This window comes from Thalassospira profundimaris WP0211 (genome assembly GCF_000300275.1).
Classification (GTDB): domain Bacteria; phylum Pseudomonadota; class Alphaproteobacteria; order Rhodospirillales; family Thalassospiraceae; genus Thalassospira; species Thalassospira profundimaris.
On sequence record NZ_AMRN01000003.1, the window covers coordinates 418,269 to 437,498 of the forward strand.

The window sequence follows — 19,230 nt, forward strand, 5'->3', positions numbered from 1 at the left end:
TGTTACTCCGCCATCAGGTCGACGTCTTCGCCGCCAACAATGCGTTTGTGCAGGTCCATGTCGATATTGCACCCCGTCGTCAGCACCACGGTGCGACCGGGATTGTCGACCAGACCGGCACGTAGGGCGGCAATGCCCACGGCACCGGCACCTTCGACGACTTGTTGGTCATCATGGTAGGCAGCCCGGATGCCATCGGCGATCTGGGCTTCGTTGACCAGAACGAAATCGTCGGTCAGATCACCGCACATATCAAACGTGTACTGGTTGTTTTCACCTATGCCGCCGCCAAGGCTGTCGGCCAGTGTCGGCAATTCCTTGACCGATGTCGGTTTGCCTTCCTGAAGGCTTGTGATCATGGCACAGCCACGTTCCATGGTAATGCCAACCACCCGGATCATCGGATTGACCGATTTGGCAACCAGCGCCACACCGGCAAGCAATCCACCGCCCGACAGCGGGACCAGCAAGGTATCCACGTCGGGAAGGGCTTCGACGATTTCAAGACCAAGGGTGCCTTGGCCGGCAATGACATCGGCATGGTCAAAGGGCGGCAACATGATCATGCCATCCTGTTCGACCAGCCGGTCGACTTCGTGCTGGGCTTCGTCCTGTGACTGGCCAATGATGCGGACTTCGGCACCGAGTGCCCGGATGCCATCGACCTTGTTTTGCGGCACCAGTTCGGACATGCAAATGATCGATCGCACCCCGGCATTGCGGGCGGCAAAGGCCAGTGCCCGGCCATAGTTGCCTGTTGATACGCCAACGACACCCTTGGCCTTTTCCTCGTCACGGAGGCGCAGCACCGCGTTGGCGGCACCGCGCAGCTTGAAGCTGCCGGTATATTGTTGTTGTTCGCATTTCAGCCAGACGGGGCTTCCGATACGATCAGACAGGGCGGCGGACGGGCGCAAGGGTGTGTGGATCACATGACCCGCAATGGTTTTGCGGGCAGAAAGAACATCAGCAAATGTGATGGGGTCTTTCATGGGACCTCGACTTGGTTCGTTGGTTGCGGGGCATGATCAAACAGGGTTCCGAACCCTGTGATCGGATTTTTGTACCCAATCAGGTTCAAGGCATGCCAGATCAGGGCCTGATTGCTGGTGATGACCGGCTTCTTCAGGCGACGTTCGGCATCAGAGATGATTTCGGCAGACCGGATCGCGGTGCAGGAAATAAACACCGCATCGGCATCCGGCGTGTCGACCTTAAGCGCACCTTCAAGCAGCGCCTTGGGCGGCAGGGCGGTCATGTCAAAGTCGTTATCAAGACCAAAGCCCATCACACGGGTAACATCAAAGCCGCGCTGGTGAAAACCGTCGGCAACCGATTGGGTTACATCGGCAAGATACGGGGTCAGGATGGCAATTTTTTGCGCACCGACCGCACGCAGGGCCAATTCACTGGCCAAAAGCGGATTGGTGACCTTGGTGCCGGGCATGCCTTGATTGATCAGTTCGGCGATTTTGTCCGAACCGGTCACGGCGGTGCCAGACGTGCAGCCGAAAATGGCAACATCAACGCCATACCCCGGCAACAGCGTTTTGGCTGCGCGTGGCAGATCAGCCGCCATCGATTGCAGGTTTGCGACCGTAACCGGGTTGGCGTTTTCAATGCGTGTGGTGAACAGGCGCACGTCGCCCGGCAGGATGGCGCGCAGGTCATCCTCGCTATTAAAATCGGTTGCCAGCGTGATCAGGCCAATCCGCCCTGCCGGTCCGACCGGATCAGGGGAATAGGGCACGTCTGCCGGCTCTGGCGTAACCGCACGGGATACGGAAATCATCCTGAACTCCAGAAGCGGGTCGTCCCGATTTAATCAGGACGACCCAGTTTCAAATTTTCAAATATGCTTCCGGTCGCAGCCGGAATTTACGGGCCAGAACTTGATCAGCGGAAGGCAAGCTCTGGCAGGAACAGCGCAATCTGCGGAACAAAGATCAAAATCACGGCCGCAAGCAGCAGCATGATGATGAAGGGCGGTGTTCCACTGATCACCTCGGCATAGGGTCGCCTGAAGATTGCGATGGCTGTAAAGATGTCACACCCGAACGGTGGCGTGGCAGAGCCAATGGCAACCTGAAGTGTGACCAGCGTACCGACAAGCACCGGATCCAGACCGGCCGCATTGACAAGCGGCATGAAGATCGGGGTCAGGACCAGAATGACAACAATCGGGTCAACGAACATGCAGCCGATAAAGAAGGCAATGCAGATCGCGGCCAGAATCACGTAGGAGTTCGCCCCTTCAAGCCCCAATGCGCCAATGACGTGTTGTGGGATCTGGGCAAAGGAAATCACGAACGAGAATGTCGTGCCCGCGCCGACCAGAATGAACACGACGGCCGTGATCAGACCGGTTGAACGGGCAATCGCCAGCAACTCGGACCATTTGACCGACTTGAAGATCAGCACTTCAAGGATGATGGCATAGACCACGGCAACAGCCGCAACCTCGGTCGGGCTGACCCAGCCCAGATAGATGCCACCGACGATCAGAACCGGGAACATGATGGCGGGGCCAGCATTGATCACGGCCTTGCCGCGTTCGGCCCAGGTCATGCGCGGGATGGTCGGGATGTCGTTCTTTTTGGCGTAGTACATGCAGTACAGCGAGAACATGATCAGAATGAGAATGCCCGGGCCGATACCCGCCAGGAACAGTTCACCGATCGAAACCTTGCCCACCACGCCAAACACGATCATGCCAATCGATGGCGGGATCAGAAACGCGATGTCACTGGCATTGATGATCAGCGCCATGGCGAATTTGTCTTCGTAGCCGGCCTTGAGCATCTTGGGGCGCAGCGGGCCGCCCATGGCAACCACAGTCGCCTGTGTGGAGCCCGATACCGCGCCAAACATGGTACAGCCAAGCGCGGTTGTGACCGCAAGGCCGCCGCGCACATGGCCGACAAAGGTCATGGCAAGGTCAATCAGCCGGTTGGCCGTATGCCCCTTTGTCACGATATCGGCGGCAAAGATAAACATCGGCACCGCGATCAGGGCGACCGGCGAGATGCCCGTGACCATCTGCTGTATCAGGATGCGTTCGGGAATCGGCATGTAAAACAGGAAGGCAACCACGCTGGCGGTTGCCAGCGGCACCATCATCGGGAAGCCCAGCACCAGAAGCCCCAGCATCACCAGAAGGATTGTTGTTCCTAAATCCATTTTTCCATTCCCCCTTACAGATGATGCTCGTCGGCGTCGTCAAACGTATCCTCGACCTGATAGGACAGGTGCGTCCCCGGTTTGAGGATGTTGGTCAACGCTGCCAGAACAAACTGGATGCCGGTTACGCACAGGCCAAACGGCACGATCAGAACGGTCAGGTAATAGGGGATGCGCAAGGCCGGGGTCAGCCGGTTCGATGTGATCAGCGACGAAACGTAATCAATCGAATACCAGGCCAGAAGGAACAGCAAAGAGGCCGTGCCAAGCGTAATGAAGATCATCATGACCTTGCTGGCGCGCGGCCCCAGCATATCGGTAAAGGCCGACATGCGGATATGGCGCCCCATGCGGGCGGCCTCGCTGATGCCGACAAATGTCACAAGAATGATCAGAAACTGATTGAGCTCTTCGGAAAAGAAGATGCTCGAACTGAACCCCAGGCGCATGATCACATTGGCGACGGTGTTCACCGCCATGATGATGATGCTCCATCCGAGGAGCTGTCGTTCGACGACGGACAAGCCGTGGTCGAGTTTTCTTAAAATCCCCAACGCCCCGCCACTCGGAGCGGGGGCCTCCCCGTTTGCACCTGACATAGAACCTCCTTGATGCGTGTGCGAGACATTTTTGTGGAACGCTGTGTGCGGATGTTGGTTCCCTCCCACACGGATTGTCGTTCGCTTCACGCCGGTTCAGTCAGAATAAAAACGCTTTGTGATGGTTCAATCAGATTTTTGTCATGACACAAAATCAATACATCACGTCGAAAGCGTGAACGCCGGGCATTTGATCCATGGTATGGCGAATTTGGATCAGGGCATGCTGAACCGTTGGCGTATCCGGGGCGCCGCCAAGACAGATCCGCATGGCGTTTGGCCGGGGGACCTTGACGGTCATGAACGGGTCGGAAATCGTGACAGCTACGCCGTTTTTGCGCAGTTCGGAGGCAAACCATTCTTCCTGCCAATGTTCGGGAATACGCACCCAGGCCGACAGCGATGTCGGGTGATGACGCACAACCGCATCGCCGAGAATATCGGCGACCAGTGCCTGGCGTTCGCGCATCAGTGCGCGTTGGACTGTCACCGCCTGATCGACCGTGCCATCGGCAATCCAGCGTGCGCCGATCTCTGCCATCAATGGAGTCCCCATCCATCCGGTGACGCGCAAAACGCTGCTGGCACGAATCGACAAATGCGCGGGAACAGCCAGAAAGCCGGTTCGAAGGCCCGGCATGACCGCCTTGGTCAGGCTTGAGACATGAAAGCCAAGCTTGGGCAGGAAGCTTGTGATTGGTGGCAGGTTTTCTTCGAGAAGGGGGCGATAGACATCGTCCTCGATGACGTAGACGCCGTAATGTTCGGCAATTTCGGCGATGCGTTTGCGCCGTTCCAACCCCATCAGGCAGTTGGTCGGATTGGTAAAGATCGGGGTGACGACAAGGGCCCGGATTTGGCGCGTGCGGCATTCTTGCTCAAACGCATCGGGCAGGATGCCTTCATCATCGGTCGGCAGCGCCCCCAGCTTGAAGCGCAGGATGCTGGCCGAGCCGATCACGCCGTGATCGGTCAGGCTTTCGGTCAGGACGACGTCATCAGGCTGAATGACGGTGGAAAGGGCGGTAAAGACGCCTTGTGCCGCGCCATTGGTAATCAGAAGGTTGGGGATTTCAACATCGACCCCCATGCCGGAAAGCCAGTTGCGCCCGATGTCGCGGTGATAATCAAACCCGGCAACCGGCCGGCAGCTTTCCATCCAGCCGTGATGGGGTTCTTCGGCCAGTTTTGCATGCATCTGGCGCGACAGATCATTGTGAAAATCGGTATAGGCCGCCCGTACAATCGAAAGATCAACCAGATCGGGTTGGCGACTATCGAGGATAAAGGACGATGCCCGGTCGGTCAGGCGGGCCTGGACAAAGGTGCCGCGACGCCGTTCGGACCGCAAATAGCCCTGCCGTTCGACTTCCTTGTAGGCCGCACTGACGGTCTGAACGCTGACTTTCAGGCGATAGGCCAGTTCACGGTGTGTTGGCATGCGGACATCGTGGCGCAATCTGCCTGATTCAATATCGGTAATGATTGCTTCGACCAGTGCCTTGTATTTCGGGCCTGTTTCGCCGCTGAGGTCGATGTCAGGTAACCACATGATTGTCTTTCCACCCTGATGTTTTGGCCAGCGTAACATGGCGGACCTGTTCTGTGTAGGTGTTCGGACTAATTTGTCATGAGACAAAACTAACATTGACCTGATGCAGGAACATTTCAAAACTTTGGGCGTTCATCACAGTGATGTTGAAATTAAGCGTTCCGATCCGAGTGCCTTCACAAGCGTTGGCGCCGATCGTTGAGCGCGATAACACGGGAGACTTCGATATGAGTCTGAACAAACTCCTTAAAGCGACCCTATCGGCGGCTGCACTGTTTGCCGTCGCAGGGACCGCTGCCCACGCCGAGGAATGGAAATTCGCCCACGAAGAAAGCCCGGGTGATGTTCAGGACCTTTATGCTCAGGAATTCAAACGCCTGGTCGAAGAAAAGACCGATGGCGACGTAAATGTCACCATTTACACCTATGGCCAGCTTGGCACCGAGAACGACATTACCGAGCTGACCGCAGCCGGTGCTGTTCAGTTCTCGAACGCATCGCCGGGTCACCTGGGGACTTTCGTTCCGGAAATTCAGGTCTTTGGTGTTCCCTACCTGCTGTCGCAGGATAACGAGGTGAACAAGAAGGTCCTGTCTTCGAGCCCGACCATTTACGAAGGTCTGTCCAAGGACTTCGAGTCCAAAGGGCTGAAGCTTTATACCATGTACCCGGAAGGCGAAATGGTCTGGACCACCAAGAAACCGGTCGAAAAACCGGCTGATTTCGATGGTGTGAAATTCCGTGTTATGACCTCGCCGATCCTGATCGAAACTTATGAATCTTTCGGTGCTGATCCGGTCGCCCTGCCGTGGGGTGAAGTTTATTCCGGTCTTCAGACCAGCGTGATTGATGCACAGGTCAACCCGATCTTCTTCGTTGAAAGTGCCAAATTCTACGAAGTGACCGACCATCTGATCTATGCCGGTCAGCAGCAATACACCACCACCGTGGTTTCAAACGCGGCGTTCTATGACGGCCTGTCGGATGAACGCAAAGAGATGCTGGCGGAAGTAAAGGCCGAACTGGATGACTTCATCTATGAAGCCCAGAAAAAGGCCAATGACGAAGCCCTTGCACGCATCAAGGAAGCCAAGCCGGAAATCGAAGTGATCCGTCTGAATGACGAACAGCGTTCGGTCTTCAAGGAAGCTTCCAAAGGCGTTGGCGCAAGCCTTGTTGAGGAAGTCGGTGGTGACACCGAAGAAGTACTGAACTCGCTTCGTGAAGAGTTTGGTACCGACATGTAATCGGGCCTTCCCGATTTCGTAAGATATCGCAAACCCCCGCAGGCACTGCTTGCGGGGGTTTTTGTTTGTCTTGAACGGTCGGTCTGTGATCCCGGTGATGCTCACAACATCAGCGTTTCTGCGTCTCATACGTGCCCTTTCCGATAAGCGGACTGTGGTGATGAAACTGACGTGAAAGGAACTGGCTGTGAATATGCTCAACCTGCTTCAAACTGTCCGTGACGCGATCTTCCCGGCAATCATGTTTGCCGTGATGGCGCTTGGTACGCTTGTGTCGTCGCCAAAGGCGGAAGTTTACAATCCCAATGGCGTGCCGATCTCGTCGAGCGAATGGGCCGAAACATCCCCGGACTCAGCCAAGGTGACGGTAAAGGATGCGCTGAGTAATTCCGGGAATGCCACGGTTGTTGCCGGTGTGACCAATGCGGGTGCGGCACCTTATCTGAACCTGTTTGGTTCTGACGGTGCCGGTTCGATCTGGTGGCCGTCAGCAGATGGCGGCAATGCCGAGATCCAACTTCAAATCATAGATGCATCGGGCAGCGTCACCGCTGCTTGCACGCTGACGTCCAAGAAAGATACTGCCGGGAAGTTTGCGACGACCTGCCAGTAACTATGGGTTTGCGCCCGGTGGCCGTGAGATCGTGGCAGTGAGATCATCGTCGCGTGGAAATAAAACAGGGGCCGGTCATGGGCCCGGCCCCTGTGCACCGCCGCGTCGGGAAGAAGGTTTGACGCGGCGGGTATTTCTGATGTCGCAGTGACACCCGTCTGGCTTATTTGCCAGCAGCAACTTCGTCGGCGACTGCATCAACAGCCTGTTTGGCGATGTCGATGACCTTGTCGACTTCGGCCTTGGTGATGCAAAGCGGCGGGGCAAAGCCAAGGATGTCACCGTGCGGCATGGCGCGTGCAATCATGCCACGCTCAAGGCAGGCGGCTGATACGCGCGGACCGATTTTCGCATTCGGATCGAAGCGTTCCTTCTTGGTTTTATCGGCGACAAACTCGAGGGCGGCCATCAGACCAACGCCACGCGCCTCGCCAACCAGCGGGTGGTTGTCAAAGGTTTCATGCAGGCGTTTCTGGAAGTAACCACCGGTTTCCGCCGAGTTGCCCGTCAGGTTTTCACCATCGACGATATCAAGGTTTGCATTGGCAGCCGCCGCACAGACCGGATGGGCGGAATAGGTCCAGCCATGGCCGATCGGGCCCATCTGATCGGAACCCTGTTCAAGAACTTTCCAGACGCGTTCGCCAATGATCACACCCGACAGCGGCAGGTAGCCAGATGAGACGCCCTTGGCAATCGTGATCAGGTCCGGCTTGATGCCATAGTGAAGCGACCCGAAATAGGACCCGGTACGGCCAAAGGCAGTCACAACTTCGTCGGCGACCAGAAGCACATCATATTTGTTCAAAACGGCCTGAATGGCTTCCCAGTAGCCTTCTGGCGGGGTGATGATGCCGCCTGTGCCCATGACCGGCTCGCCAATGAAGGCAGCAACGGTTTCCGGACCTTCGCGCAGGATCATTTTTTCCAGATCATTGGCACAGCGTTTGGCAAATTCTGCTTCGGTTTCGCCGGCCTCTGCATTCCAGTAATGGTGCGGGCAGGTGGTGTGCAGAATGGGCGCACGCGGAAGATCAAATGCGTTGTGGAAGGCAGCCAGGCCGGTCAGGCTGCCGGTCATGATGCCCGAGCCGTGATAGCCACGCCAACGCGAGATGATCTTCTTTTTCTGCGGCAGGCCGCGGATGTTGTTGTAGTACCAGATCAGTTTGATGTTGGTTTCGTTGGCGTCCGATCCGGACATGCCGTAATAGACGCGCTGCATGCCTTCGGGCGCGCTTTTGATAATGCGGTCCGACAGACGAATGACCGGCTCGTTCCCGTGCCCGACATAGGTGTGGTAATAGGCCAGTTCCTTTGCCTGCGCATAAATCGCATCGGCAATTTCGGTGCGGCCATAGCCGACGTTTACACAATACAGACCGGCGAAGGCATCAAGGCTTTCCTTACCTTCGGTGTCGTGGATATAGATGCCCTTGCCGCCATTGATGATGCGGTTGGGGGTTTCGCCCGCTGCGTGCTGACGCATGTGGGTCGAGGGGTGCATGAAATGCGCCCGGTCCATTTCCTGCAGATCAGCAGTGGTGTTTTTGATGACATTCATTTGAATTCTCCCATGTGAATGCGGTTGATGTCTTTTGCGCGCACCAAGGTTGAAGCCTAGGCTTTGTAAGCAGCGCAGACGTATTTCAGTTCGGTAAATTCTTCGAGGCCATGGCGCGATCCTTCGCGGCCGAGGCCAGATTGTTTGACGCCGCCAAACGGGATCGGTGCACCGGTGATTTTCACGCAGTTCAGCGCAACCATGCCGTATTCAAGGGCGTTTGAGACGCGTGCGGCACGGTCGTTGTCCTTGGTCAGCAGATAGGCGGCAAGGCCGTATTCGCTGTCATTGGCCTTGGCGACGACTTCGTCCTCGGTATCGAACGGCATGACCGGGGCGACCGGGCCAAAGGTTTCTTCGGAAAAGATCTTCATGTCTTCGGTGACATCGGCAAGCAGGGTCGGGGCAAAGAACAGCCCGCCCATTTTCTTGCCACCGGTGACAACACGGGCACCCTTGGCGCGCGCATCGGCAACATGTTCTTCGCATTTGGCAACCGCACGGTCATGCATCAGCGGACCGATTTCGACATATTCCTCGATGCCGTTGCCAACCCGCAGATCGGCGATGGCCTTGGCGTATTTATCAAGGAAGTCATCATAGATGTCGCGCTGAACAAAGATGCGGTTGGCCGCCAGGCAGTCCTGACCACTGGTGGCGAATTTGGCGTTCACCGCGTGGGCAACCGCCTCGTCGAGATCGACATCATCAAAGACGATGAACGGGGCATGACCGCCGAGTTCCATCGACATTTTCTTGATGGTCTGTGCACCTTGCGACAGCAGAAGACGGCCAACCTCGGTCGAGCCGGTAAAGGACAGTGCGCGGACATCGTGATGGCCGCACAGCTCGCCCACAACCGGGTTCGGATCGCCGGTGACGATGTTAAATACGCCCGCCGGAATGCCCGCACGTTCGGCCAGTTCGGCCAGTGCGGTGGCCGAAAACGGCGTTTCGGTGGCCGGGCGTACAATCATGGTGCAACCAGCGGCAAGAGCAGCCGCGGCCTTACGCGTGATCATCGCACACGGGAAGTTCCAAGGTGTAACGGCGGCAGTCACCCCGATCGGTTCACGTTTGATCGACATGTTGCGGCCCGGCAGGTGGGATGTGATGTTTTCGACATTCACCCGTTTGGCTTCTTCGGCGTAAAATTCGATGAAACTTGCAGCGTAATCAATCTCGCCGCGGGCTTCGTTGATCGGCTTGCCCTGTTCAAGGGTCATCAGAAGCGCCAGGTCTTCCTTGTTTTCAATCAGAAGATCATGCCAGCGACGCAAAGCGGCACTGCGTTCCTGGGGCAGAAGGGCTGCCCATGCCGGGAAGGCTTCCCGGGCAGCCGCGATGGCCTTGCGGGTTTCGTGAATGCCCATGTTCGGAACGGTGCCGATGAAGCTGCCATCGAACGGGTTGGTGACTTCGATCACCTGAAGGTTGTCAGCCGAGCACCAGCGACCATCAATATAGGCATGTTCGCGCAGCAAACGCAGATCGGAAAGCTGGCTGAGCGATACGCAACGCTGTTCCTTTGATTGTGCCGTCATGGTGGCCTCCTTCCTTAAGCTTGGCGCGGTTTGCGCGAAGCATGTCATTGAACTGAGAGGAAGGTATCAACAGGCGATCAGAGGAGGTGACCGAACTCGGCGCCATTTGATGCGTTTTTTTTGGCGCGGAGTGGCAAAAAGCGAATGTTTTTTCTGTTGAGCGCCAAAACGCGCAGAAAATCAGTCTTCTGACTGATCAAGATATTTGCGCATTTCGCGTTTCTGGCGGCGCTTTTCAATGAGGGTTCGGATGATGATGGCGGCAAAAAACAAGATCACGACGCTTGTTGTCATCGGGAAGGCCACCGGGATGCCAATGACGAAGGCCAGTGCACCGATAACACTGCCGCCAACAAGGGCGATAAAGCCGCCCAGCATGACGATGCCAAGCAATACGGCAAGAAGTATGGAGGCGATTTTGTTCATAAGGCGCAGTTCATAAGGTCAGGCAAAAGAAGGATGGACGGAGCCCCGTTGCCGGGAAGCTCCGTCCGTTCGTTTTGTCAGTTCTTGTCGTTGTTTCGGTTGGTCAGCTGTTTGGTGGTTTGATCAAGCCGTTCGGCCAGAACACGGATCAACTGATTGGAAACAGCCTGATCCTGTCGGACAAGGCCGAGGAATTCGGTCTTGTCGAGTTTCAGAACCGTCATGTCTTCGACCGCACGGATTGTTGCCGAGCGCGGTGCATCGACAAGCAGGGCGATTTCGCCAATGACTTCCTTGGCATGGACGTCACGCAGTTTGAGCGTCTGGTGTTCATCGGTGGTCAGCCAGATTTCACCGCGCCCGGAAATGACGATAAAGGCGGCATCACCCGGATCGCCCTGTTTGACGAGAACCTCGCCATGCTTGAAGGTCAGGCGCGGGCTGGTAAAGGCCAGCAGCTTGACGACACTGGGATCGAGGCCTGCGAATAGCGGGATGGTGCGCAGCAACCGGACTTCCTGATCGATGTCGCCTGCTGCAAGTGCAGCTGCGGCTTCGTCTTCGGTTTCTTCGGTTGTTGTTTCACTGTCATCGGCAATGCTTTTGCGTTTGACCAGTTTTCCGTTCGACATATAGAGCAAGGTATCGAACTTTTCACCGGCATGGTCATCATCATCGACCCAAACCAGACTGGTATGGTCACTTTCGCCTGTCAGGTAGTTGATGATGCTTTCGCGGGTTTCGCGATCCAGCGCCGAAAGACCTTCGTCGACGACCAGAAGATCCGGGTTCTTGATCAGTGCACGGACAAGGGCGATTTTCTGACGCAATGTCTGGGACATGCGGCTGCCGCCAACGCCGACCTGGCTTTCAAGGCCAAGGGACACCAATCCTTCGTAGAGGCCGCCTTCGTGGGCGATTTCAAACAGGACCTCTCCGACGCGTTCCTCGGAATTTGCACGGCCATAGGCAAAGCGACCAAACAGCAAGTTATCAAGGATCGGCGCTGCTGATGCGTAGCCATCAGCCTCGAAGAAGTCGATATAGCCTGCCAGATCATCGGGCATGTTTTCACGGAACTTGGGCCGGGCCTGAAGAACAAGTTCACGGAAATCATCATCAATCACGCGCAGGCGGTGACGGGCCGGGGTCAGTTGCATGGCAACGTCGAGAAGACGCAACTGGTCCTCTTTGCGCATGTCATCAACACGCACACCGTCGGTACGTTTCAGAATGTTCTTCACCTCGGGCATTTCATCGGCCGAGACGAAGCTGTAACGGTCAAAGAATTCATGCCCCGGCGGCAGGCCGGTAAACAGTTCGATCATCAGATCAAGCGTTTCACGCCCCATCTTGATCATCTTTTCATACAGGCCGCTTTCACGCAGGCTTTTCTGGATATAGGGATGGGACAGGAAGTCCATCCGCTTGAATTCGGTGCGTGATGGCGTCCCGAACAGGATGTTCACACCGACCGGCGCGTTGTCGTTGTATTTGTCGAAATCATACGGTTCGACAAGATCGGAAAGCTGACGTTCGGCCAGAATTTCCTTAAGGCGCGGACGGACATCGAGTACCGATTGAACAAGGTTCGGGCGTTCTTCGGGGCTGATGCGGCGTTGCAGGCCAATGCGATAAATATCACGATCAAGGCCAACCACCTCAAGCAGGCGCATCAGTTCCTTTTGCATGTCTTCGCGCGATTCAAATCCCGGTCCGACATAATCGATCCACTCGGCAGACGGATCATAGGGGATGTTGCCCGACATCTGGATCTCGTCATACATTTCGCGCGTCAGCTTCCACGGCAGGTCTGCCGGATCGGCAAGTTCGACGACATCGACAAATTTGGGATCGGGATAGGCTTTGGCGTCCGCATCGCTGTCGGGTGCGGGGTTATCGTTATCCTGCTCCAGAAGGACGGGGCGGTGTTTCAGGCCATAGAACAGGTTATCGGAAATGCTGCCATTAAACAGATACGCATCCGCCCCGACATAGGCCAGACGTTGCCCGACCACCGCAGCCGGAAGGGTGGTGGCATCAAAATCGGCAAACTGAATGCGCCCGCCCGTCGGGGTCATGATATGGGCAATCAGACGGGCAAGTTGCGATTTGCCACTGTCTGATGCGCCGGTCAAAAGGGCCTTGCCCGGCAACCCCATGTTAAACGAAACATTTTCGACAACGCGGGTGCCATCCTCGTCCGTCCATGACAGGGCACTGACATCCAGCGGGCCGGCCAGTTTTGGCGAAACCGGTGCAATCAGTTCGTGTTCCGGTGCAAGATCAGGCAGCTCGAACTGTTCGTGCAGCTGTTCGTATTTGATGTTGGCATCGGCAAGGCGCTGATAATAGGCGAGAAGCTCTTTCCACGGTGCCGACATGTCCTTGTAGGCGGCAAGGGCCGCGACCAGCGCACCAAAGCTGAGGTCACCGGTAATCACCAGATAGCCACCGATGGAGTAGAAGAAGAACGGGGTGATCTGGGCGATGAAGTTGTTCAGGAACTTGATGAAGAATTTGCGGAAATAGATTTCCTTGCGGATCTCGAAAATCCGGCCCAGACGCTGGGTGAAGTGGGTCAGTTCGAACCCTTGGGTTTCGTTGGCACGGATATCGGTCGCACCACCAACCGTCTCGCCGATATGTTCGGACATGCGGCGCACGTTCTGAACGCGCTGTTTGCCAAGCAGGTTCACGCGGCGTTGCAGTTTCGGGATCAGATAGCCCTGCAACGGATAAAACGCGATCGCTGCCAGGCCCATCAAAGGGTCCTGAATAAAGATAAAGGCCGAAATCGTGATCAGAATGCCGCCCTGATAAAGCGGCAGGGCATAGGCCTCGCCAAAGAAGCCGCCCAACGGTTCGGCTTCGGCGGTGATCATGGAAACGATTTCGCCCTGGCTGGTCTTGCGGAAATGCGGCAGTGGAAAACGCAGAACACGATCAAAAAGCTCGTAGCGCATGCGACGCAGCATGCGTTCTGCCATCACGCCCTGATAGACGTTGATGAAGTATTTGAAGCCGCCATTCACGAAGACGAGGGCGAGGAAAATGCCCGAGAGGGCGAACAGATACTCGATCTGGGTCAGATCGACGCCAAGGATGTCATAGGGCGCACCGGCACCACCGATGGCCTCGTTGACGATCTGCTTGGGCAGATCAAGCGAGTAATACAGAAACGGGAAAGAGGCCAGCGTGACCAATGTCAGCATGATCTGCTGGAGGCGGCTATGACGCCATATATAGGCAAAAACCGATTTGGGCATTCGCACGTCCCGTTTTGTGGTTGTGGAACATTTTTGTTCCGTTTGCTCGTTTTTATATTTGGGCAGGGTCAGGACCCTAATGTGCAGGTTATGCGCCGGTTGTCTGATCAACCAAGATCAAAACTTTGTTCCGGTTCAATGAACCCGCAGAAACCGTCCGCCACGGCGTCGGGTTTATCATAAGCCTGATAGTGATAGAGCCACATCTTCGCCTTGATCTCGGCAGGCAGGGTCACAAGTTGGTCGTAATGGGCATGGACCCCGGAATGACGGGGGCCGAGTTCGCAATCCTGAAAGATGATGTCGGCCTTTTTGTAGAACGGCATGTGGTCTTCGGGATTGAAAATCGCATCTGTTGTCAGAAAGAAGGACTTGTTCTGGCCGTGACCGAACAGGGCATAGGAATACATCGTGCTTTCCGGTGTCACGACATGCGCAACCGGGATGACATCGAAATGCATGCCATGCCAGTCAAATCCGTTCTTGGTGGAAAGCGGAACCACATCGAAATAGGACGACAGTTTGCTGTTGCCGTGGTCGCTGATTTCAAGGCCGCCGCGCAATGAGTGTTCCCACAGCGGTTCAAGCAGTTCGTCAACCGCAAACAGTTCCGCCCGGTGCCCCTCGAAGACGAAATAATTGGCAAGCGCCATCCATTCGAGCCCACCGATATGGTCCGAATGCAGATGGCTGACATAGACACCATGAATGTCGTTTGGCATATGACCAATGTTGCGCAGCGAATGGCGCGCGTCTGAACCGCAGTCAATCAGCAGGCGCTGTGGTTGGTCATTGCCCGACGGGGTCGTTTCCAGAACCATGTTGCTCTGAAAATTGTCAGCGGCCATACAAAAGGCCGATCCTGTCCCCGCAAACGTTAGCTTCATTCCCCGATCTCCCGATATTTGTCGAAAGATTAGACGAGGTTCGGGGCGTTTAACCACCCCCTTTTTATGAGTAACCGCTCAATTTTCCCGGCAAGCCTGGCCTGACCGACTGTTCAGGATGGTGTCGATGTCTTGTTTTGATCGGATGGGACGTCTTGTGGATGGTCGTTCCGGGCGTTGGCAAGTTTGCTCATTTCACTACGCAGAGCGCGCAGTTCGGTCATGATTTCCTGATGATCGAGTTCGATCACATCGCGGGTCTGGGTTTCTTCAACATCGACATGTGTCGACATCGCATCAACCACAATCGCGATAAACAGGTTCAGGACGGCAAATGTCGTCACCAGAATGAACGGCACGAAGAAAAGCCACGCCAGCGGATAAGACTCCATCACCGGGCGGACAATGCCCATCGACCAGCTTTCCAGCGTCATGATCTGGAACAGCGAATAAAGTGATTCGCCAATCGTGCCAAACCAGTCGGGGAAGCCTTCGCCAAACAGCTTGGTCGCCATCACGGCCGAGACATAAAACACCAGCGACAGCAATGTCAGGACGGAAATCATGCCGGGAATGGCGCGCATCAGGGCCTCGACCACCTTGCGCATGGAGGGCACAGTCGAAATCAGGCGGAAGGCACGCAGGATACGCAGCGCACGCAGGACCGAGACGCCCTGGCCCGCTGGCATCAGGGTGATGGCAACAATCGTGAAATCAAAGACATTCCAGGCGCGCTTGAAGAAGGCCAGCCGATAGAGTGCAAGTTTCATCACCAGTTCGATGACAAAAATCGCGACTGCCACCTGATCGAGCACATGCAGCACCGACCCCGCCGCATTCATCACGGTCGGGGAGGTTTCAAGCCCGAGGATGATGGCGTTAATCGCAATGACGGCGGTGATGAAGTTTTGAAAGCGATTGGATTCAACGATCCGGCGAAGAAAATTCATGGTGCCTCCCGACCAGGCCGGAAAAGGGCGCTTCATTTTGCCGGATATAACCGACGGACAGACTGCGCCGGAAAATGACAACAGGGCGCAGCATCATTGACGATGGTCTGCGCCCTGAATGGAAAATCAGTTCAGGCCCTTGCGGCCCATTTCAAGGAACTTGTCACGACGGCGCGCCTTCAGCACGCCACCTTCGACGTCATCCATGCTTTCAAGTGCCTTGATGATCGCTTTGCCAACCCGTTTGCAGGCTTCCTTGGCATCGCGCTGTGCGCCACCAAGCGGCTCTGGTACGATTTCGTCAATCACGCCAAGCTGCAACAGATCCTGCGCGGTAAGACGGAGCGCCTCGGCGGCGGTTTTGGCTTCGTCGCCAGAACGCCACAGAATGGATGCGCAACCTTCTGGCGAGATCACCGAATAGATCGAGTTTTCAAGCATCAGAACGTTGTTGGCAACCGCAAGCGCAATCGCACCACCCGATCCACCTTCGCCGATGATGACAGACACCAGCGGCACCTTGATATCAAGGCAGGCTTCGATCGAACGTGCGATGGCTTCGGACTGGCCGCGCGCCTCGGCATCGGCACCCGGGAAGGCACCAGCAGTATCAACAAGGGTGACAACCGGGATGTTGAAACGCTCAGCCATGCGCATCAGGCGGATTGCCTTGCGATAGCCTTCGGGGCGGGCGGAACCGAAATTGTGTTTCACACGGGTTTCGGTGTCGCGGCCTTTTTCATGGCCGATCACCATCACCGTGCGGCCCTGCAAACGACCGAAACCGCCGATGATTGCGGCGTCTTCGCCAAACTGGCGGTCACCGGAAAGCGGGGTGAAATCGTCAAACAGGTTGGCGATATAGTCGGTGAAATGCGGACGATCAGGATGGCGCGCCACCTGAGTTTTCTGCCAGGGGGTCAGCTTGCCATAGGTGCCTTGCAAAAGCTTGGTCAGCTTTTCCTGCAGGCGGGAAACCTCGTCTGCGATGTTGACTTCGTCACTGCCCGTCAAATGACGGAGCTCTTCGATCTTGCCTTCAAGTTCGGCGATCGGCTTTTCAAAATCGAGGAAGTTATGCATCAGGGCATCATATCCGACTGGGAAACAATGGGGCGGAACATAGTATATCGACCCGCCACGTCAAGGGCGGAGCTATGAACAGTCCATATTTTCCGTTTACGTAATAATTATGGCGTAGTGTTCATACATTCATTACGCCCGACAGTTTGCACGTGGAACCCCATGACGTCCAGTATCGAGATCACACACATCAATGCCCCGGACGACGTTTCGTTCGAGCGGCTTGTTGAAATTCTTTTGGCAGCCTTTGCCTTTCAGGACGATATTGTCGATCCGCCAAGCTCGGCCAAATCGGTTTCGGTTTCCGAACTGCAATGGCGTTTTGCCCGTGACACACTGTTTGTTGCCCGGGATGGAAATGGCAACATCATCGGCCAAATCTGGATCGAGGATGTCGGCAAGGACGCCTATCTTTACAAGCTTTCGGTTGACCCGGCGGTCAAGGGGGCTGGTATCGGCAAGGCATTGGTCGAAGCCGCCTGCGCGTTTGCGCGTGATCGCGGCAAGCAGCATATGCGGCTTAGTGTTCGGATCGAACTTGAAGACAATATCGCGTTCTTCAAATCACGCGGGTTTGCGATTGTCGGCGAAGGTGTTCATGACGGATATGACAGAACGACATTCTGGAAAATGGCGCGTGATTTGCAGCAAATCTGATCAGGCTGTTTTACTTTCGGGCATTGGGCGTTTTGACATCGCATAATACGGAACGTGGGTTTCGCCCCAGTCCTTGAGGGCCAGAATAATGCCGCGCAGCGTTTCACCCTTTTGGGTCAGGCTGTATTCAACGCGCGGCGGGACTTCGGCATAGACTTCACGATGCACAAGACCGTCGGCCTCAAGTTCGCGGAGCTGGCGGGTAAGCATGCGCTGGGTGACGCCGGGCATCAGACGGCGCAGTTCGTTAAAGCGTTTCGTGCCATCAAGCAGATGGAACATCACAACGCCTTTCCACTTGCCACCAATCATATCAAGCGCACCTTCAACCGGGCAGCCGGGGCTTCTGTTGGGTGGGCAGCTATTCATCTTCAACCTCCAAATCAGCAAGACCGGTTCAGGTGATGTGCCTGTAATGCCCGGAAATCCGCAATAGTATACAAATTGATACTATATGCTGAAATTGTGCGTACTTATTTCAAAAAGGATTATGCGTTAAAACTTGGCCATTCACAAATCAAACCTTTGATGGAAGGAAATGCCAAAGATGAAAGCCATTGGTATTTATAAATCTGCCCCGGTCGAAACCGACGGCCTGTTCACCCAGATCGAAACCGATGCCCCGGTTGCCGAGGGTCACGATATCCTTGTGCGGGTAAAGGGCGTTGCAGTGAACCCGGTTGATTTCAAAGTCCGCAAGGGCAAGCAGGATGACGGCGCCTTCAAGGTGCTTGGTTGGGATGCGGCCGGTGTTGTCGAAGCCGTTGGCGAAGACGTCACCCTTTTCCGTCCGGGCGATGAAGTCTGGTATGCCGGGGATGTGACCCGTTCGGGGTCCAATGCCCAGCTGCAACTTGTTGATGAACGCATTGTCGCGCCTAAGCCGAAGTCACTTGATTTTGCCGCCGCAGCCGCCCTGCCATTGACGACGATTACCGCCTGGGAAGCGATGTTTGATCGTCTTCTGATTGACCGCAAGGCGGCTGACGCCAATGCAAACAAAACGATCCTGATCATTGGCGGGGCTGGTGGTGTTGGATCGATTGCCATTCAGTTGGCAAAGCTTGCCGGTCTGAAAGTCATCACGACCGCATCACGCCCGGAAACCATTTCGTGGGTCAAAAAGCTTGGCGCGGATCAGGTGATCAACCATCGCAATCCGCTGGATGAAGAACTGGCAGCCATTGATGTCGCCAATGTTGATTACATTTTCTGCACGTCGGAAACCGATCAGTATTTTGATGTGATGGCGAGTGTCATCGCGCCGCAGGGCCGGATTGTCACGATCACCGAGGCGCAGGAAAATCACAATGTGGATCTTCTGAAAGCCAAGTCTGCCAGCTTTTCCTACGAGTTCATGTTTACCCGTTCGATGTTCCAGACGGCTGACATGATTGAACAGCACAAGCTTCTGGCGACGGTGGCCCAGTTGGTTGATGAGGGCACCATTACCAATACGGCGAATGAAAGCTTTGGCGCACTGTCACCGGAAAGCCTGCAGAAAGCGCATGCGTTGCTGGAAAGTGGCAAGGCCATTGGCAAGATCATCTTTGACGGCATTGCCGACTGATCGCAGTGCCATAGAGTAACAGGCATCTGAATTTCGGGCCGATCCGCGTGAATGTCGCGGGTCGGCCTTTTTTATTGTCGGGCTCTGCC

General features: G+C 55.7%; 17 protein-coding genes. 4 read left to right on the forward strand and 13 right to left on the reverse strand.

What is annotated here, in order from left to right; genetic code table 11:
• Positions 1-2: 2 nt before the first annotated feature.
• The 5 genes from eutB to ehuR form a co-directional block, all read right to left on the reverse strand.
• Positions 3-992 carry a hydroxyectoine utilization dehydratase EutB gene (gene eutB, locus TH2_RS08645; protein ID WP_008890037.1) on the reverse strand — a complete coding sequence of 330 codons (990 nt, stop codon included), beginning with the start codon at positions 990-992 and terminating at the stop codon, positions 3-5.
• Positions 989-1,792, reverse strand: a complete 804-nt coding sequence (locus tag TH2_RS08650) for a maleate cis-trans isomerase family protein (RefSeq protein ID WP_008890038.1) — start codon at positions 1,790-1,792, stop codon at positions 989-991. The genes eutB and TH2_RS08650 overlap by 4 nt, the downstream gene beginning before the upstream one ends.
• Before the next feature lie 104 nt (positions 1,793-1,896).
• Complete coding sequence (locus TH2_RS08655) at positions 1,897-3,180, reverse strand: TRAP transporter large permease (RefSeq protein ID WP_008890039.1); 1,284 nt, start codon at positions 3,178-3,180, stop codon at positions 1,897-1,899.
• A 14-nt stretch (positions 3,181-3,194) separates the two neighbouring features.
• On the reverse strand, positions 3,195-3,779 hold the full coding sequence (locus TH2_RS08660) for a TRAP transporter small permease (RefSeq protein ID WP_051007605.1): 585 nt from the start codon (positions 3,777-3,779) through the stop codon (positions 3,195-3,197).
• A 154-nt stretch (positions 3,780-3,933) separates the two neighbouring features.
• On the reverse strand, positions 3,934-5,331 hold the full coding sequence (gene ehuR, locus TH2_RS08665; RefSeq protein ID WP_008890041.1) for a MocR-like ectoine utilization transcription factor EhuR: 1,398 nt from the start codon (positions 5,329-5,331) through the stop codon (positions 3,934-3,936).
• Positions 5,332-5,558: 227 nt separating this feature from the next.
• Between ehuR and TH2_RS08670 the strand changes: the two genes are divergently transcribed.
• Together TH2_RS08670 and TH2_RS08675 are read left to right on the forward strand one after the other, a co-directional pair.
• Positions 5,559-6,578, forward strand: coding sequence for a TRAP transporter substrate-binding protein (locus tag TH2_RS08670; RefSeq protein ID WP_008890042.1), 1,020 nt, complete (start codon positions 5,559-5,561; stop codon positions 6,576-6,578).
• A 187-nt stretch (positions 6,579-6,765) separates the two neighbouring features.
• Positions 6,766-7,191 carry a hypothetical protein gene (locus TH2_RS08675; protein ID WP_157193941.1) on the forward strand — a complete coding sequence of 142 codons (426 nt, stop codon included), beginning with the start codon at positions 6,766-6,768 and terminating at the stop codon, positions 7,189-7,191.
• A gap of 163 nt (positions 7,192-7,354) precedes the next feature.
• On the opposite strand, the gene TH2_RS08680 is transcribed toward TH2_RS08675, so the two are convergent.
• The 7 genes from TH2_RS08680 to TH2_RS08710 all read right to left on the reverse strand — a co-directional run bounded on the left by TH2_RS08680 (position 7,355) and on the right by TH2_RS08710 (position 16,914).
• On the reverse strand, positions 7,355-8,755 hold the full coding sequence (locus TH2_RS08680; protein ID WP_008890044.1) for an aspartate aminotransferase family protein: 1,401 nt from the start codon (positions 8,753-8,755) through the stop codon (positions 7,355-7,357).
• A 56-nt stretch (positions 8,756-8,811) separates the two neighbouring features.
• Complete coding sequence (locus tag TH2_RS08685) at positions 8,812-10,299, reverse strand: NAD-dependent succinate-semialdehyde dehydrogenase (protein ID WP_008890045.1); 1,488 nt, start codon at positions 10,297-10,299, stop codon at positions 8,812-8,814.
• A 180-nt stretch (positions 10,300-10,479) separates the two neighbouring features.
• Positions 10,480-10,725 (reverse strand): hypothetical protein, encoded by a 246-nt coding sequence (locus tag TH2_RS08690; RefSeq protein WP_008890046.1) that lies wholly within the window; start codon positions 10,723-10,725, stop codon positions 10,480-10,482.
• 77 nt (positions 10,726-10,802) lie between these two features.
• Complete coding sequence (locus tag TH2_RS08695; protein WP_008890047.1) at positions 10,803-13,994, reverse strand: ABC transporter transmembrane domain-containing protein; 3,192 nt, start codon at positions 13,992-13,994, stop codon at positions 10,803-10,805.
• Between the two features lie 107 nt (positions 13,995-14,101).
• Positions 14,102-14,881: an MBL fold metallo-hydrolase gene (locus TH2_RS08700; RefSeq protein ID WP_040823107.1), complete on the reverse strand. Its 780-nt coding sequence runs from the start codon at positions 14,879-14,881 to the stop codon at positions 14,102-14,104.
• Between the two features lie 113 nt (positions 14,882-14,994).
• Positions 14,995-15,831 (reverse strand): ion transporter, encoded by an 837-nt coding sequence (locus TH2_RS08705; protein WP_008890049.1) that lies wholly within the window; start codon positions 15,829-15,831, stop codon positions 14,995-14,997.
• A 126-nt stretch (positions 15,832-15,957) separates the two neighbouring features.
• Positions 15,958-16,914, reverse strand: a complete 957-nt coding sequence (locus TH2_RS08710) for an acetyl-CoA carboxylase carboxyltransferase subunit alpha (protein WP_008890050.1) — start codon at positions 16,912-16,914, stop codon at positions 15,958-15,960.
• A 162-nt stretch (positions 16,915-17,076) separates the two neighbouring features.
• Between TH2_RS08710 and TH2_RS08715 the strand changes: the two genes are divergently transcribed.
• Entirely contained in the window at positions 17,077-17,571 is a 495-nt protein-coding gene (locus TH2_RS08715) for a GNAT family N-acetyltransferase (protein ID WP_008890051.1), read from the forward strand.
• Here TH2_RS08715 and TH2_RS08720 read toward each other — a convergent pair whose 3' ends face one another.
• Positions 17,572-17,940 carry a winged helix-turn-helix transcriptional regulator gene (locus TH2_RS08720; protein ID WP_008890052.1) on the reverse strand — a complete coding sequence of 123 codons (369 nt, stop codon included), beginning with the start codon at positions 17,938-17,940 and terminating at the stop codon, positions 17,572-17,574.
• Positions 17,941-18,118: 178 nt separating this feature from the next.
• On the opposite strand from TH2_RS08720, the gene TH2_RS08725 reads away from it, so the two are divergent.
• Positions 18,119-19,141: a zinc-binding alcohol dehydrogenase family protein gene (locus tag TH2_RS08725; RefSeq protein WP_008890053.1), complete on the forward strand. Its 1,023-nt coding sequence runs from the start codon at positions 18,119-18,121 to the stop codon at positions 19,139-19,141.
• The last annotated feature ends 89 nt before the right edge of the window (positions 19,142-19,230 follow it).